We start from the raw sequence: 15,801 nt of genomic DNA on the forward strand, positions 1-15,801 counted from the left end.
TCAGACGGCCTGGGCCTGCACCAGGGACTCCGGCGCCTCGCTGGAACACCGTTCCCGCAGCAGCACCCGGTCCGGCTTCCCCGCCGGGGTCAGCGGCAACTCCGAGACGACCAGCAGACGTTCGGGGTGTTTGCGCCGCTCCAGGCCGCGCGCGTCCAGGTGCGAGGCCAGCTCCTCCAGCGTGGGCGCCTCGCCCCTCGGTACGACGCAGGCCGCGAGCCGCTCGCCCATCAGCGAGTCCGGCACGCCGACGCACACCACGTCCCGTACGAGCGGGTGCGTGGCGAGTTCGATCTCCACCTCGGCCGGGCTGATGTTGGCTCCGCCCCGGATCACTACGTCCTTCAGGCGGCCGACGATGCGCAGGCTGCCGTCGTCCTCGACGAGGCCGAGGTCGCCGGTGCGGACCCAGCCGTCGGCGGTGCGGTAGCGGGCGTCGAGGTCGGGGGCGGCGACGTAGCACAGCGGGGTCATGGGGCCGCGGGCGACGATCTCGCCGACGGAGCCCCGGGGAGTCTCTTCCAGTTCGGGTGTCCCGGGGACGGCGATGCGTATGTCGGCGACGCGCGGGTCGGGGTGGCCCGCAAGGATGCCGGGCCCTTCTCCCCGCAGGGGTTCGTCGCCCAGCCCCGTGTGGCAGTTGACGCCGTCGGCCGAGCCGTAGAGGTTCACGACCGGGCAGCCGAAGACCCGGCGGGCGTCCTCGGCCGTGGCCTCGTCGAGCGGTGAGCCGCCGACGATGACGGCCGTCGGGGGAGTGAACGCCGGGTGGGGTCCCTCCGCGATCCAGTCCAGCATCATCCGGATCATGGTCGGCACGCCCAGCACGTGGGTGGGCTCGTGTGCGGCGAGCGCGTCCAGGGCCGCCTCGGGCGTGAACTGGTCGAGCAGGACGAGCGTTCCGCCGTGGCGGGCGAGCGTGACGGCGGTGCCGTTGCTGCCGAAAGCGGAGGCCAGCGGCACGAGGAAGAGGCAGCGCGGCGGCTGTCCGTCGGGGATGAGGGAGGCGAGGAAGTTGCCACGGCCCCCTGCCAGGGCGTTGTGCGAGTACGCGACCATCTTCGGCTCGGCCTCGGACCCGGAGGAGACGAGGATGCGGGCGGCGGAGTCGGGGTCGGGGCGGGCCGCCGTGAAGGACATGGGGTCGGTACGCAGCAGGGCCGAGAAGGAGACGGTGCCTTCGGGCGCCGCACCCGGTCCGGCGGCCACCACGGTGTGCAGCGCGGGCAGCTCACGGGTCAGCGGGAGCAGGTCGGCGGCGTGGTGGTTGCCGCGGTGCTCGGTGGCGGCGATGACCGCGACCGCCTCCGCTCTGCGCAGCAGCGAGGCCGCCTCGCGCTCGCCCCGGCCGACGGGGAAGGGCAGCGCGACGGCACCCAGGGCGGCCAGGGCGAGATCGGCGATGACGGCGTTGCGCCCGTTGGGGAGTTGGATGCCGACCACATCTGTGGCGCCGATGCCGAGCTCGGACAGCCCGGCGGCCAGACATCGCACCTTGCGGTCCAGTGCGGTGTAACAGAGCTTTCCCTTGGCGTCGAGAACCGCGGTGCGGTGCAGGTCGGCGACCTGGCGGGCGCGGTAGAGGCTGTAGAGGTCGAGGTCGGGGCACGTGCCGTCGACCGCCCAGCCGCGGCGCAACTCGGCGGGCAGCAGGTCGTGCAGATCCACGGTCATGCGAAGCTCCAGGGGGTCGGGACGGCGGGGGCGCCGTGTGCGTCGCGCTTGATCGGGCCGGAGGAGAGGAGATCGGCGAGGTCGGTGACGACCGGCACGGCGGCCAGACCACGGCCGTGCAGCCGCTCCAGCACCTGTCCGGTGGACAGTTCGCTCACGTCGTACGGGATCGCGGCGTGGTCCGCGAGGGCGATCCAGCCGTCCGTGGTGCGCGGCGGACGGCGGAATCCGGCCGGGCCGCGTGGGTCGAGTCCCTGCGCGGCGCGGGCCCGGGCGGGCGAGGTGAGCACATCGGCGGCGCCGAGCAGCGACGAGTCGACGCGTACCCCGTGCCCGGTGCGCTCGCGCAGCAGCAGCCCCGCGGTGATCGCCTCGGCTCCCAGCAGGCCGCCGAGGACGTCGAGCAGAGTCATCAGGGACGGGGCGGGCGGTTCGTCGGCGGGCCGGACGGCCTCGCCCACGCCCGTACGTGCCTGCACCATGAAGTCGGTGCCCATCGGGGCGCCGGGCAGCCGGTCGGCCCAGCCGCTGGTGTACGCGTAGACGAGCGCGGGGTTGGCCGCGGCCAGGTCCTCGTGGTCGAGGCCGAGCTGTGCGGCCTTGCCCGGCGCCCAGTTGTGCAGGAACACATCGGCGTCGGCGGCCATCTCGCGCAACCGTTCCCTGTCGGCAGCGGACTTGATGTCCACCTCGACGGCCTTCTTGCCCCGGTTCAGCGCGAGCCAGCGCGCCGAAACGCCCGAGCAGGCGGGTGGCATGCCGCGCAACGGGTCGCCGCCCGGCGGCTCGATCCGGATCACCTCGGCGCCCAGCAGGCCGAGGAGGTGGGCGGCGAGAGGCGCCTGGATGCGGCGGCCGGCTTCCAGGACGGTGAATCCGGCGAGGGGCAGGCTTTCGGTGGTTCCCCGTGAGGTGTACGTCGCGTGGTGCGGGGTCAGCTCCCAGGGCGCTGCCCCGTCGTACTCGGCTGCTCGCTCGGCGATGGACCCCAGCGGACAGGTATCAGCGCCGGAAGCCTCCGCAGCTTGCCGGATCTGCTGCCAGGTGTTCGCCCGCACCGCGTCGTGCAGTGTCTGCGGGAAAGGCGCGCAGGCGGTGGCGTAGCGGAACTGGAAGGGGCGCCACCCCTGTCGTATCGCCTCATCGGGGGCGCCGAGCGTGCGCCAGAACGACGCCCACACCCCTGGGTCGAGCGTCTCCAGCTCGAAGACGGTGCCATCGGCCGACGCGAACGGTGGCCCGCCCGGCGCGAGTTCGGCGGCCTCGTCCTCCTCGGCCCCCGCCGCGGCGAGATACTGGGAGACGGCGAGCAGACCGGCCCGTTCGGCGCTCACCTCGACGTCCGAGATGTGCCCCTCTCCGCGCGCCCGCGCCAGCAGCGCTGCCAGCAGGCCCTGCACGGCGAGGATGCCGGTGGCGGTCGCGGCGTAGTCCACGGCGAGGCCGCGCGGGGCGCCGTCACGTCGGCCGTGCACAGCCATGATGCCGGTGACCGCCTGGACGGTGGCCTCGTCGGTCGCGGCCTCGCCCCAGACGGTGCGGGCGGAGACCGCGCCGACATCCCGCCCGGTCACGGTGAACCGGCTCCCGGAGCCGCCGTCGGGCCGGGCGCCGAGCAGCCGCAGATGCTCCGCGACCAGTGCGTCCGCCGCGCCCGGCGGACCAGAGCCCTCGAAGCGAAGCCCGTCGAGCGGACCGGCCGTCCTCGCCATGGCCGGTGTGGCTGGAGTCGCCATGCCTCTCCCTTCCTGCCGCGCGGGAACCCGGAGGCCCTCGCCCCCGACCTGTTCCATGCAAGAGACAGGTCGGACGGTCGGCGGCCGGGGTTCCCGTGACCCCTGAGGAAAATGAGGGAAAGTCACATGAGCGAGATCACCGGGGCGCCCCAGTGTCCTTCGGACGTGGCCGAGTTGAGAGAGCGCGTCGCAGCGTTCGTAGGGGACCGGGTGGTGCCCTGCGAGCCGTTGCTGGACGCCGGCGGACCGGAGGCCGCCGCCCTGTTGCGCGGACTGCGGCAGGAGGCAAAGGCACAGGGGCTGTGGGCGCTGCCGCTGCCCGCCGAACTCGGCGGCCAGGGGCTGCCGTTGCGCTCGTACGCCCATGTCGCCGAGGCCGAGGGAGCCAGTGACCACGGACCGGCCGCCCTCGGCTCGGCACCCCTGCTCGACGCGTTGATGCTGTGGCGGCACGGCAGCCCCGGCGTCCGCGACCGGTACGCCGAGCGGCTGGTCGCCGGGGAGATACGGGCCTGCTACGCGATGACCGAGCCCGAGACGCCGGGCACCGACCCCTTCCTCACCGCCACCCGCGCCGTGCCGGGGGAGAACGGAAGCTGGCGGGTGAGCGGGCGGAAGTGGTTCACCAGCGGGGCGGCCGACGCCGACCTCGTCACCGTCCTCGCCCGCACGGACGGCGAACCGGCGGACCGTGAAGGGCTGTCGCTGCTTCTGGTGCCGACCCGCTCGCCCGGCTTCCGGGTGATCCGGGAACTGCCCGTCCTCGGCGCGGGCGGACAGTACGAGATCGAACTGGACGGCGTCACCGTGGACCAGGACCACCTCGTCGGCGAGCGCGGCAAGGCCCTCACCGTCGCGGGCGAACGGCTCCAACTCGGCCGCACCCTGCGCTGCCTGCGCTGGCTGGGGCAGGCCGCACGGGCCTTCGACCTCATGCGCGAGCGCGCGGTGACCCGGACCCGCTCCCGAGGCCCGCTCGGCGACCTCCAGCTCGTCCAGCGCCACGTCTTCGAGTCGCTGCTCGCCCTGCGCACGACCCGTCCGCTCGTGTACGAGGCCGTGGCCCGCCTGGACGCCGGGCTCGACGCACATGTGGAAGTGGGCCTGGCCAAGGTGGCCGCGGCCCGCACCCTTCAGCAGGTGACCGACGCGGCGATCCAGGTGCACGGCGCGGCCGGGCTCGGCCCGGACACCGCGCTGCCCGCGCTGTTGCGCACCGGCCGGGCGGCCCGGATCCTCGACGGCCCGGACGAACTGCACATCACATCGGTCGCGCGCCGGGTCCTGCGCACCACCTGAGCGGCCCTGGGGAGGTCCTCTGTCTGCGGCTCCGCCGCTCGGGAGCGACCAGTCGGCGCCGGCGCGCTTCCAGCGGGAGCGCTCAGGCTTCGTGGACGTCGACGAGGCCGGTGAGCGCGGCGAGCGCGTAGGCGAGGAAGAAGTCGCCCCAGACCAGCTCGTGCCGGGTGGCCGTCCCGGAGGCCAGGTCGTAGCAGCCGTTCAGGAGACGGCCGTCGTCCGTGACATGGGTGCGGACCAGTTGGTAGAGGAGGGCGACGGCCTGGTCGCGGTGGCCGAGCTTGAGCAGGGCCACCGCGTTGATGGCGGCGGCGGAGGTGTCGAGCGGGCATTCCGGACGCCCGTCGTCAGCCGCCGGAACCACGCATGCGGGGGACAACTGGCGTACGTGGTCGGCGAGGTCGTCATGGCCGAGACGATGGGCGGCATCGGCCACCGCCAGCAACAGCCAGGGCCGGCCACGGCTCCAGCCGGACGGCGGGTCGTCGCAGGGAATCCAGCGTCCCGGACGTTCGTACCACCAGGACCAGCACAGGGAGCTGCTCTGGCGGGGCGCGGGGTCCTGACCGGGCAGGGGGTCTCGAGCGGGGGTGGGGTGCTGGCCGGGCGCGGGGTCCCGAGCGGGCGCGGGGTCCTGGCCGGGCGCGGCGCCCCGAGCGGGCAACGTGCCTGCGCCGAGGCAGAGTTCGAGGTGGCGGCGTAGGTGTGATGCGGCGGTCTGAGGGTCCACCGAGGCAAGCAAGGGGACCGTGCCGGGTACGCCGTCCACGCGGGCCAGGAGACGGGGCCCGCCGAACGCCGAGCCCCAGGGAAGCAGGCCGAGCTCGGCGTCGTACGCGTCCCGGCAGGCGTGGGCCGCCCGCGCGCGGAGGGCGGCGGACTCGGGGGTGTCGGCGAGTGCGGTGCCGTACCAGAAGATCAGTCCACGGGTGGCGGTGTCGGCGTCCACCCAGTGCGCGAGCCGACTCGTGCACCGCGCCGCGGCCTCACGATCGGTCGCCCTGCCCGTGTGCCGGGCGCGCAGCCACAGCAGTCCCGCCCAGAAGCCGCCGGTCCACGAACCCCGCCCGCTCGTCGTCCACCGGCCGCCGGCGGGGTCCGCGAACAGCGGGAAGCGGTCGCCGACTTCGGCCCGGGTGACGGCCACCCGGTCCAGGACGGAATCGAGTACGGGGCCGGCCCAGTGAGGGACGTCCGGGAACGTATCGATGCCGTCCTCGGCCGTGCGCGCCGGACTCATGGCGCCACGGCCGAACGCCGCTCCCGGACCGCCCAGGCCAGCGCCACCGCACCCGCGCCCACGAACTCACCCGCGACCAGCAGCCACCCCTGCCCGTAGTGGCCGGCGGCGGCCAGCAGACCGAACAGCGGCGGGCCGAACGCGAATCCGGCGAAGAAGCCGGCCGAGACCAGCGCCGAGTCCTGTCCGGCCCGGCCGGGCGCCGCACGCTGCATGACGAGCACCATCGAGACCGCGTTCGCGGAGACCGCGAAGACACCCACGGCCACCGCCGCGATCCACGCCAGTGGATGTGCGTAGGCCGAGGCCGCGAGCAGCAGCGCCGCCCCCACCGCTCCGGCCGCCAGTCCGCCCGGCAGCCACACCGCACGCGCCGGCCGCCCCGCGACCTTGGACCAGCCCACCCGTCCCGCGATCCCCGCGATGCCGAGCACCGCCACCAGGGCGCCGGCCGCTGTCGGGCCGAGGTCGAGCCGGCGCACGCCGTACAGGGCGAGGTAGGTGTTCACGGAGGCGATGCCGCAGCCCAGCAGCAGTGAGAAGACGGCCAGCCAGGCGATCGTGCCCCGGGGGATCCATGAGGCGGGCGCGTACTTCGGGGGCGGATCGGCGGGCAGCGTGCGTGCCGCCCAGACCGCGGCCAGCACGGCCGTCGCGGCTGCCGTCCACACCGCGCCACGCCAGCCGACGACCCCGGCCAGCGCGGCCAGCGGCAGTCCGGCAGCGAACGCGCCCAGCTGGACGCCCGACTGCTTCATCCCGGTCACCGGGCCACGGTGCTCGACGGGAACGGCCGCCAGGATCGTCTTGTTCGTGGCCGGGTTGGCCAGCGCCTGCGGCAGTCCGCCCAGCGCGACCGCCGCCAGCAGGAACCCCGCCCCCGGCGCCGACCCGATCAATGCCAGAGCCACCGCCGACACCAGCAGCAGCGCGACCAGGCAGCGGCGCGGACCGATGCGGTCCACCACGCGCCCACCGACCGGCGAGAGCAAGGCTGCCGTCCCGAAGCCGACGGTCGTGGTCAGGCCCAGCACCGTCGGCGACACATCCAGGTCGTCCACCAGCCGCGGTCCGAGAGCGCCGAGCAGGAACAGCTGCATCATCGAGAAAGCCATGGCGCATGTCAGCAGCGCGGTCATGGCCGTGGTCGCCCGCGCCGGGTGTCCCTCGGCCGCTGTCCGGATCCCACTCTGCTCCGCCGCCACCGGCGCCCCTCCTCAACCCCTGGAGACCTTCCCGGGTCCTTGGCAGTAGTCGGCAGGAACGACCTGCTAGTTCCCGCCAGTTGCTGTGGCGTGGATCACAACGGCTGCATTGAGTCGGACACCAGGGGCACGTCCGTACCCCCTCGTGACGTGTGAGACCCGGACTGCGAGGATGAGGCCGCCATGACTGTTGGGTGGTGTTCTCGCACATTCAGGGCCGCTGTGTTCGCGGCCGTCTGTGTGCTGCTCGCCTCCCTGGGGCACGTCATGATGTCGGGGACCTCGGTGCCCTGGTGGGCCATGTCCGCGGGGGCGGCGGTGACCGGCGGTACTGCCTGGCGGCTGGCCGGACGGGAGCGCGGGCCGGTCCTGGTCGGCTCCGTCGTGGTCGCTGCCCAGGTCGTCCTTCACGCGTCGTTCTCGCTCGCCCAGGCGGTCGTACACCCGCAGCCGTCCGGTGGCACGTCGCTCGGCCGGCAGTGGCTGGGCTACTTGCTGTGCGGTTCGCCCTCGGGTCCGGGCGCTGGGGCGGAGCATGACGCCGTGCAGGCGTCCATGGGCTCCATGGGCCACGGGAAGGGTGCCATGCACTCCACGGGGTCGATGGACCACATGGGGGCCGCGCACTCCCTGGACCGTGACATGGGCGGCATGTCCTCGACCGGCATGCTTGCCGCCCACCTGTTGGCCGCGCTGCTGTGCGGCCTGTGGCTCGCGCACGGCGAACGCGCCGCCTTCCGTGTTCTGCGGGCGTTCGCGGGCCGGCTCTTCGCCCCGCTGCGCCTGATCCTCCGGCTTCCTGTGCCGCCGCACCGTCCACGCGTCCGCGCCCGCCGGGGCTGCTCGGGGCGTGTGCTGCGGCAGCTCCTTCTCACACAGACGATCACCTCTCGAGGACCGCCCGCCGGGACCGCTGTCGCCTGACGACAGTCGGTTCCCCGAGGCCGTCCACGGAGCTGTCGGCTCCCGCCTCGGGCATCGGCCGCGCACTCCCGTGCCCGGCCGCCCGGAAACCGGTTCCCCGGATCCCCGAGAAGGAGAGGCGCCAGGTGATCACGCCTGCCCTGTCTTCAGAGCGCGAAGAAACGAAACAGACGTCGAGAGAGGAGTCGATCACCGCCTGGGCACTCGCCGCCCGCGGTGGCGACCCCGACGCCGTCGAGCGCTTCGTCCACGCCCTCCACCGAGACGTCCGCCGCTACGTCACGTTCCTGGGCGCCGATCCCCAGAGCGCCGACGACCTGACCCAGGACACGTTCCTGCGGGCCCTGGGCAGCCTGCACCGGTTCGAGGGACGTTCCTCGGCCCGGACCTGGCTGCTGTCCATCGCCCGCCGCGCGGTGATCGACAACATCCGCCACAGCGCCTCCCGTCCCCGCCTGTCGGACACCGACGACTGGCAGTCGGCCGTCGAGCGCACCCAGCCGCGTGATCTGCCCGGCTTCGACGACGGCATCGCCCTCGCCGAGCTGCTGGACACGCTTCCGGACGATCGGCGTGAGGCATTCGTCCTCACCCAGCTGGTGGGACTTCCCTACGCGCTGGCGGCCGGCGTGAGTGACTGCCCGGTGGGCACGGTGCGTTCACGGGTCGCCCGGGCCCGCACCTCGCTGATCGAGTGGCTGGACGACGCCGAGCGCTGCGCGCGGGTGGACGCAAACAGAGAACCGGAAAACCGCGAGACAGGAGCACCCGCCATGGCTGAGAAGACCTACACCGTGTCCGGCATGAGCCGCTGCCACTGCGCCGCGGCCTGAGTCGAACGCCCGGCGCAAGACGTGCCCGGCGTTGAATGCAGCACCCACACCAAACACCTACGGAACGAGGGAGTTCCCAGTGCATCGCCTCACCCTGGTACGCAACCTGCATCGTCTTGGTGCCCTCACCGCAGTCGCGTTCGCGGCCGCTGTCGCCACCGCGGGCCCGGCCGCCGCCCACACGGAGGTCGAGGCGGAGGGCGCCCAGGCCCTCGGCCAGAACGTCGCGCTGACCTTCACCGCGGAGTCGGAGTCGGCGTCCGCCGGCATCACCGGACTGGAGGTGATCCTGCCCAAGGGCATCACGCCGGGCGACGTCACCTACAAGGAAGGCCCGGATGGCTGGAAGCTCGCCCCCAGCGGCCGGGGCTACACCGTGTCCGGACCGAAGCTCGCCGTAGGGGAGGACGCCGAATACGTCGTCACCGTACGGCAGTTGCCCGACGCCAAGTCGCTGGTCTTCAAGACCCTCCAGAGCTACAGCGACGGCCAGGTCGACCGCTGGATCGAACTGGACGACACCGGTGGGGACGACCACGGCCATGGCCACCCCGCACCGCGCCTGGACCTGAAACCGGCCGCACCCGGCGCCGAACTCGTCAGTCCCACCCCCACGGAGGAGCCCACGAAGGCCGCACCTTCGTCCGACAGCACCTCCGGTGAGCCGACGACCGGTACGTCGACATCGGCGGAGCCCGTGGCGGACAGCACGGACGGGGACGACGGCCTGCCCGTCGCCGTACCCATCGGCATCGGGGCAGCTGTCCTCCTGCTCGGCGGCGGCGCATGGTGGTTCAGGAGCCGCCGAGGTGGCGCGGCGATGTCCTGAACCGGTTTTGGGGCGGGCTTGATTGACCGGCCGGAGAGACGGGCCGTACGTTCCCCGTGTTCCACGCCCCGTCCGGCGCCCACGCCGGTCGTCCTGCCGGTCTCCGTACGGACAACTCGACATGGAAAAGAAGCTCATCCTGCGCGGCGTGTTCGCCGGCGCGGCGGCCGGCCTGCCCGTGGAGGCCGCAGGCCCCGAACTGTTCAGCCGGACGACCCAGGCCAATGTCGGCATCGGCTTCGGCATCGTGTTCTTCGGTATGGCCATGGGCCCGCTGGCAGAGCGCCTGCTGAAGCCCAGGCGTCCGGACGCCGCCGTACCCTCGCAGAAGCTGGACCCCCTCCCGGCATGACAGGTCCCCCAACGGCGAGCGCGGTGATCGAGGAGATCGCAGCGCTCGGTCCGTTCTTCGCCGTACAGGCCCACCCGCCCGGCACGGAGCCGCCCGAGCCCTGGCAGCCGATGTCCCGTCCGCTGCTCGCAGCCCGTGTGACGGGTGTGGGGGACTGGCTGGCCGCGGCCGGCGGGCAGCCGCCCGGCGCGGTCGAGACGCGGGTGGCGGCCTCCGTCGCCCACCTGGGACTGGCCGCCCGGCTGGTCTCTCCCGCCCTGGCCGCCGCCGTACTGCACGGCCTGGTCCTCGCTCCCGGCCTCGCGGATCTGCGCTGGCAGCCCGTGATCGGCGGCCCGATTCCCCTGTCGCTGCCCGACGACACCTTCACCGGCGGACCCGCAGACACACCGGCCCGGCTCGCCGACGAACTGAGCAGCCGCCTGCTGGACGGCCCGCTGCGCGAACTCGCCGACACCATGGCGGAGTTCTCGGTCTCCCCGCACATCCTGCGGGGCAATACCGCCTCGGCCGTCAACGGAGCGGCAACCATGATCATGGCGGCCCGCCCGGATCTCACCGCACGGACCCGCACCCTCACCTCGCTCCTCCTGGACCGGCCCCCACTGCGCGACGCCAGTACCACGACGTCCGACGGAGCGTTCCGACGCCGCAGTTGCTGCCTGATCTACCGCGCCGCGCCGGATGGCAAGGGGCCCCTGTGCGGTGACTGCGTGCTGTCCCGCTGACCTCAAGAGGAATCATCACCGTGAGCGGAGTCGAAGCCGATCACCCGGTGCGCCCGCCCGACCGGCGCCGCCTGCGGAAACGAGCCGCAGGCCCTAGGTGTGCTGTCCGGGGACGTTGGTGACGGGAGACACGCCTTGAGCGGTCCCTGTCTGGCGCAGGGCTGTGCCGATCGTCGGGGCCGAGGCGCCGTATGCGCCTCGGCCCCGACGACCCGTGCGCGTCAGGACGCGGGCAGCTCCGTGCGGACCGTGCGGGCCGCGGTGACCAGGTTCTCCAGGGAGGCGCGGGTCTCGGGCCAGCCGCGGGTCTTCAGGCCGCAGTCCGGGTTGACCCACAGCCGCTCGGCGGGGATCGCCTTCAGGCCGGTACGCAGGAGTTCGGCGGCCTCCTCGATGCTCGGAACGCGCGGGGAGTGGATGTCGTACACGCCGGGTCCGGCCTCGCGCGGGTAGCCGTGCGCGGCCAGTTCCCGGGCGACCTGCATGTGCGAGCGGGCCGCCTCCAGGCTGATGACGTCCGCGTCGAGGTCGTCGATGGCCTGGACGATGTCGCCGAACTCGGCGTAGCACATGTGGGTGTGGATCTGGGTGTCCGGCCGCACTCCGCTCGTGCTGAGCCGGAAGGCTTCGGTGGCCCAGGCGAGGTAGGCCGGGTGGTCGGCGGCGCGCAGCGGCAGGGTCTCGCGCAGCGCGGGCTCGTCCACCTGGATCACCGAAGTCCCGGCCGCCTCCAGGTCGTTCACCTCGTCGCGCAGGGCGAGGGCGACCTGGCGGGCGGTGTCGCCGAGGGGCTGGTCGTCGCGGACGAACGACCAGGCGAGCATGGTGACCGGCCCGGTCAGCATGCCCTTGACCGGCTTGGCCGTCAGGGACTGGGCGTACGACGTCCAGCGCACCGTCATCGGCTCGGGCCGGGAGATGTCGCCGGCCAGGATCGGCGGGCGGACGTAACGGGTGCCGTACGACTGGACCCAGCCGTGTTGCGTGGCGAGGTAGCCGGTGAGCTGTTCGGCGAAGTACTGGACCATGTCGTTGCGCTCGGGCTCGCCGTGCACGAGGACGTCGATGCCGGTCTTCTCCTGGAAGGAGATGACCTCCTGGATCTCGGTCCTGATGCGCTCCTCGTAGCCCGCCTCGTCGATACGCCCGGCGCGCAGGTCGGCGCGTGCCGTGCGCAGTTCGGTGGTCTGCGGGAAGGAGCCGATGGTGGTGGTCGGCAGGAGCGGCAGGCCGAGGTGGGCCCGCTGGGCGGTGGTCCGCTCGTCGTACGGCGCCGAGCGGCGGGCGTCGGCCTCCGTGACGGCGGCGGCGCGGGCCCGGACGGCCTCGTCGTGGGTGATGGGCGAGCCGGCCCGGGACGCCAGGTCGGCGCGGTTGGCGGCGAGTTCACCGAGGATGGCGTCGGTGCCCTGTGCGAGGCCCTTCGCGAGGGTGACGATCTCGGCGGTCTTCTGGCGCGCGAAGGCGAGCCAGCGCAGGATCTGCGGCTCGATGTCCCGCTCCCGGGCGGAGTCGAGGGGCACGTGGAGCAGGGAGCAGGAGGCCGACACATCGACCCGGTCGGCCAGCCCGAGCAGGGTGCCGAGGGTGGTGAGTGAGGCCGACAGGTCGTTGACCCAGATGTTCCGGCCGTTGACGACACCGGCGACCAGGCGCTTGCCGGGCAGTCCACCGGCGGCGGCGAGGGCGTCCAGGTTGGCGGCGGCCGCCTCGGTGAAGTCCAGGGCGAGGCCGTCGACCGGAGCCTTGGCCAGCACCGGCAGGGCGTCGCCGAGCCGGTCGAAGTAGGAGGCGACCAGCAGCTTGGGCCGGTCGGTGAGGGAGCCGAGGTCGCGGTAGGCGCGGGCGGCGGCGTTCAGCTCTGCCGGGGTGCGGTCCTGGGTCAGGGCGGGCTCGTCCAGCTGGATCCACTCCGCGCCCGCGGCGCGCAGGTCCGCGAGTACCTCGGCGTACACGGGCAGGAGGCGGTCGAGAAGGACGAGCGGGTCGAAGTCCGCCGGTACGCCCGGGGCGGGCTTGGCGAGCAGCAGGTAGGTGACCGGGCCGACCAGGACGGGGCGGACGGTCAGGCCCAGGGCGAGGGCTTCCTTCACCTCCGTGACCTGCTTGGTCGAGTCGGCCGTGAACACCGTGTCCGGGCCCAGCTCAGGGACCAGGTAGTGGTAGTTGGTGTCGAACCACTTGGTCATCTCCAGCGGCGCCACGTCCTGGGTGCCGCGCGCCATGGCGAAGTAGCCGTCCAGGGCGTCCGCGTCGACGGCGGCGCGGTGGCGGGCGGGGATGGCGCCGACCATGACGGTGGTGTCGAGGACATGGTCGTAGTACGAGAAGTCACCGGTCGGGACCTCGTCGATGCCGGCCTCGGCGAGCTGCTGCCAGTTCGTACGGCGCAGTTCGGCGGCCGTGGTGCGGAGGGCGTCGGCGGTGACGCGGCCCTTCCAGTACCCCTCGATGGCCTTCTTCAGTTCCCGGTCCGGGCCCTGGCGGGGGTAGCCGTACACGGTTGCCCGTGCTGCCGCGGCTGCGGTCTTGCTGGTCACGGAGATCTCCTTCGCGAGATGAATCCCTGAGATCCCGGCGACGGGACGAGGACGCGAAGGGGTGACGGAACCGGGCGGACCCGACCCCGCGCGGCAAGGCGCGGTCATCCGCCTGATAGGTACGCCGACCCGCCCACGAGGTCACCGGGATGTCCGCGCACGAGTGGTTCGCACGCGGGCAGTTGGCAGGTCTTCGGACTCGCGGGCACGCCCTCCTGACCGGAGGACACCTACTGGCCGTCGCTTCCCGGGTCCGGCACTCCGGACCCAGTGCGTATGACGGCGGTCGTTCCCGCTCACCGCTGCGGGGCAGTCCCGGATTCCCACCGGGTTCCCTCTTGCGACGCATCCCGCCTGGCGGACGGGGCGAACCAGCTGCACAGGCCAGCCTACGGAACGTTCCTCCGGTGCGGTGGATCGCGTCCGGCATTCGGATGGTGAGGTGGGACACGCGGCGGTCGGTCAGTCCGGGGGCGGGGGTGCCACGCGTCAGGTCGGATCGGCGCGGACGGCGGAGGTGACCATCGTCGAAGTAGCCGGTGCCGACCTCACGTTGGTGCTTGACGGCGGTGAAGCCGTGCTCCTGGGCGGCGAACTCCCGCTCCTGTAGGTCGGGCGAGGCGTTCGCCGCCCCCGGCGGGCAGCCGCTGCACGGTCGCCCGGATCAGCGCCCCATGCGTGACGTGCGGGTCGTCGCCCGCGGCCGTCACCACGCCGGCCATCGCACGCCCGTCGGTCAGCTCCTCCCCGGTGGTTCAGCCGGGGCGCAGGCCGGTGTGCTTGAGTTGGGCGCTGCGACCGCCCTTGGCCTCGCTGTTCATGCCTCACACGCCGGAAGGAAGCGGACTTCGTGCACGTGCTGATCCTGGGCGGGACGACGGAGGCCCGCCGCCTGGCCGAACTGCTCCACGGCACACCCGGCCTGAAGCTGACCAGCTCCCTCGCCGGCCGCGTCGCCGGCCCTCGGCTGCCCCCGGGAGAGGTCCGCGTCGGCGGCTTCGGCGGTGCAGAGGGGTTGGCGGGGTGGCTGCGTGAGCACGAGGTGAGCGTGCTCGTCGACGCCACGCATCCTTTCGCCGGGACGATCAGTTTCAACGCGGCATGGGCCGCCGCCGGCGCCCGTGTTCCCCTGCTCGCTCTGCGGCGTCCCGGCTGGGTGCCGGTGGAAGGGGATGTCTGGCACGAGGCCGGCTCGCTGGAGGAGGCCGCGCGGCTGCTGCCGGGGCTCGGCCGACGAGTGTTCCTCACCACCGGGCGCGTGGGCCTGGCCGCGTTCGCGTCCCTGGACGAGTTGTGGTTCCTCGTACGGTCCGTCGACGCGCCCGAGGCCCCGTACCCGGCGCGCATGGAGGTGCTGCTCGACCGCGGCCCCTTCACCCTTGCCGGGGAGCGGGAACTGCTGCGCCGCCACCGCGTCGACGTCGTCGTGACCAAGGACAGCGGGGGAGCGGCCACCGCGCCCAAGCTGACGGCCGCCCGCGAGGCGGGAGTGCCGGTGGTCGTGGTCCGACGGCCGCCGGTGCCCGAAGGGGTCCCGGTCGTGGCCGACCCGGAGCAGGCGGTCCGTTGGATCAGGGAGTGCCTCGACCTGCCACCTTTTCCCCACGCCGGCTGAAGTCTGACCGCAGCACACGCTCACGCCTCTGCGAGCCTGTGCACTGTCCTGACACATCTCGACGCTCGTTCTGACGGGGTGTCACTGCGCGGGACCGGCCAGATCGGGATCCCCGTGGCCTTCGACCACCTCTCGGGCCACGTCCCGCACGGACCGCTGGCGTGCGCGGGCGTGCTTGCGCAGGAGGTCGAAGGCTTCGGCCGGTGTCACCGACCAGCGGGCCGCGAGGACGCCCTTGGCCTGTTCTATGACCACGCGGCCGGTCAGGGCCAGTTCCAGTTGTTCGGTGAGGGTCCGGCTGCGGGCGGCCTCGCGGGCGCGTTCCAGGATGACGGCGGTGAAGTCCGCCATGGACTGGCCGAGGGCGAGTGCGTCCGGGGCGAGGACCTGCCGTTCGCCGGACAGCAGGACGAGCGCACCGCTCGTTCCGGTGGGCTCACGCAGGGGGAGTGCCGCCACGCGGGTGTAGCCCAGTCGCAGGGCCCATGGGGTGTAGTGCGGCCACCGCTGCCTGGTGGGAAGGCTGTCGAGGGTCGTCTGGGGCGGGGGCCTGTTGGCCTGGTGGCAGTCGTGGCCGGGCCCCTCCCGCCACCCGACCGCTGCGTTTTCCAGGCGGGACACATCGGAGTCGGAGCCCGCCACGTGTGCCGCTTCGTAGCCGTCGGGGGCGAACACCACGGCCGCGGCGCCGGCGCCGAGCAGGGACGGGGCACGCTTCGCCAGCACGGTCAGGGTTCCGGGTACGTCCAACGGACCGTCCGTCGTGCTGCCGGCCAGGGCGACGAACGCGTCGGCCAGCCGTTGTTCGGGCGTCATGGCACCTCTT

The 15,801-nt window shown here is 73.1% G+C and carries 13 protein-coding genes, 1 pseudogene and 1 riboswitch; of the genes and pseudogenes, 7 read left to right on the forward strand and 7 right to left on the reverse strand.

Translation table 11 applies throughout. The features are described 5' to 3' along the window. The gene (locus tag KCH87_RS03640) at window positions 1–1,674 is read right to left on the reverse strand and encodes a class I adenylate-forming enzyme family protein (RefSeq protein WP_210584066.1); all 1,674 of its coding nucleotides are present in this window, start codon (window positions 1,672–1,674) and stop codon (window positions 1–3) included. Beyond that, the gene (locus KCH87_RS03645) at window positions 1,671–3,410 is read right to left on the reverse strand and encodes a CoA transferase (protein WP_210584067.1); all 1,740 of its coding nucleotides are present in this window, start codon (window positions 3,408–3,410) and stop codon (window positions 1,671–1,673) included. The genes KCH87_RS03640 and KCH87_RS03645 overlap by 4 nt, the downstream gene beginning before the upstream one ends. 126 nt (window positions 3,411–3,536) lie before the next feature. On the opposite strand from KCH87_RS03645, the gene KCH87_RS03650 reads away from it, so the two are divergent. Continuing rightward, window positions 3,537–4,709, forward strand: coding sequence for an acyl-CoA dehydrogenase family protein (locus KCH87_RS03650; protein WP_247195689.1), 1,173 nt, complete (start codon window positions 3,537–3,539; stop codon window positions 4,707–4,709). Window positions 4,710–4,791: 82 nt separating this feature from the next. Here KCH87_RS03650 and KCH87_RS03655 read toward each other — a convergent pair whose 3' ends face one another. Beyond that, complete coding sequence (locus KCH87_RS03655; RefSeq protein WP_247195690.1) at window positions 4,792–5,949, reverse strand: sugar ABC transporter permease; 1,158 nt, start codon at window positions 5,947–5,949, stop codon at window positions 4,792–4,794. Then, window positions 5,946–7,154, reverse strand: coding sequence for an MFS transporter (locus KCH87_RS03660; RefSeq protein WP_374198949.1), 1,209 nt, complete (start codon window positions 7,152–7,154; stop codon window positions 5,946–5,948). Before KCH87_RS03660 ends, KCH87_RS03655 begins: the two co-directional genes overlap by 4 nt. Before the next feature lie 183 nt (window positions 7,155–7,337). Here KCH87_RS03660 and KCH87_RS03665 point away from each other — a divergent pair, with 183 nt between their 5' ends. The 5 genes from KCH87_RS03665 to KCH87_RS03685 all read left to right on the forward strand — a co-directional run bounded on the left by KCH87_RS03665 (window position 7,338) and on the right by KCH87_RS03685 (window position 10,820). Then, the gene (locus KCH87_RS03665) at window positions 7,338–8,078 is read left to right on the forward strand and encodes a hypothetical protein (protein WP_210584071.1); all 741 of its coding nucleotides are present in this window, start codon (window positions 7,338–7,340) and stop codon (window positions 8,076–8,078) included. A 125-nt stretch (window positions 8,079–8,203) separates the two neighbouring features. Then, complete coding sequence (locus KCH87_RS03670) at window positions 8,204–8,911, forward strand: sigma-70 family RNA polymerase sigma factor (RefSeq protein WP_210584072.1); 708 nt, start codon at window positions 8,204–8,206, stop codon at window positions 8,909–8,911. Between the two features lie 79 nt (window positions 8,912–8,990). Next, window positions 8,991–9,740 carry a DUF1775 domain-containing protein gene (locus KCH87_RS03675; protein ID WP_210584075.1) on the forward strand — a complete coding sequence of 250 codons (750 nt, stop codon included), beginning with the start codon at window positions 8,991–8,993 and terminating at the stop codon, window positions 9,738–9,740. Window positions 9,741–9,861: 121 nt separating this feature from the next. Continuing rightward, window positions 9,862–10,092, forward strand: a complete 231-nt coding sequence (locus KCH87_RS03680; RefSeq protein ID WP_247195691.1) for a hypothetical protein — start codon at window positions 9,862–9,864, stop codon at window positions 10,090–10,092. After that, window positions 10,089–10,820, forward strand: a complete 732-nt coding sequence (locus KCH87_RS03685) for a (2Fe-2S)-binding protein (RefSeq protein WP_210584077.1) — start codon at window positions 10,089–10,091, stop codon at window positions 10,818–10,820. Before KCH87_RS03680 ends, KCH87_RS03685 begins: the two co-directional genes overlap by 4 nt. Before the next feature lie 221 nt (window positions 10,821–11,041). Here KCH87_RS03685 and metE read toward each other — a convergent pair whose 3' ends face one another. Continuing rightward, window positions 11,042–13,360, reverse strand: a complete 2,319-nt coding sequence (gene metE, locus KCH87_RS03690) for a 5-methyltetrahydropteroyltriglutamate--homocysteine S-methyltransferase (protein WP_210584079.1) — start codon at window positions 13,358–13,360, stop codon at window positions 11,042–11,044. Between the two features lie 166 nt (window positions 13,361–13,526). Next, a riboswitch (cobalamin riboswitch) is annotated at window positions 13,527–13,751 on the reverse strand. A gap of 181 nt (window positions 13,752–13,932) precedes the next feature. Beyond that, a pseudogene (locus tag KCH87_RS48800) lies at window positions 13,933–14,181 on the reverse strand (cobalt-precorrin-5B (C(1))-methyltransferase); the annotation flags it as partial. Window positions 14,182–14,210: 29 nt separating this feature from the next. Here KCH87_RS48800 and KCH87_RS03695 point away from each other — a divergent pair. Beyond that, on the forward strand, window positions 14,211–14,975 hold the full coding sequence (locus KCH87_RS03695) for a cobalt-precorrin-6A reductase (protein ID WP_210584081.1): 765 nt from the start codon (window positions 14,211–14,213) through the stop codon (window positions 14,973–14,975). Between the two features lie 81 nt (window positions 14,976–15,056). Here the strand turns inward: KCH87_RS03695 and KCH87_RS03700 are convergent, their stop codons facing one another. Continuing rightward, complete coding sequence (locus KCH87_RS03700) at window positions 15,057–15,791, reverse strand: ANTAR domain-containing response regulator (RefSeq protein ID WP_210584083.1); 735 nt, start codon at window positions 15,789–15,791, stop codon at window positions 15,057–15,059. Window positions 15,792–15,801: the final 10 nt, after the last annotated feature.

The organism is Streptomyces sp. GESEQ-35, from assembly GCF_017948485.1.
GTDB lineage: Bacteria > Actinomycetota > Actinomycetes > Streptomycetales > Streptomycetaceae > Streptomyces.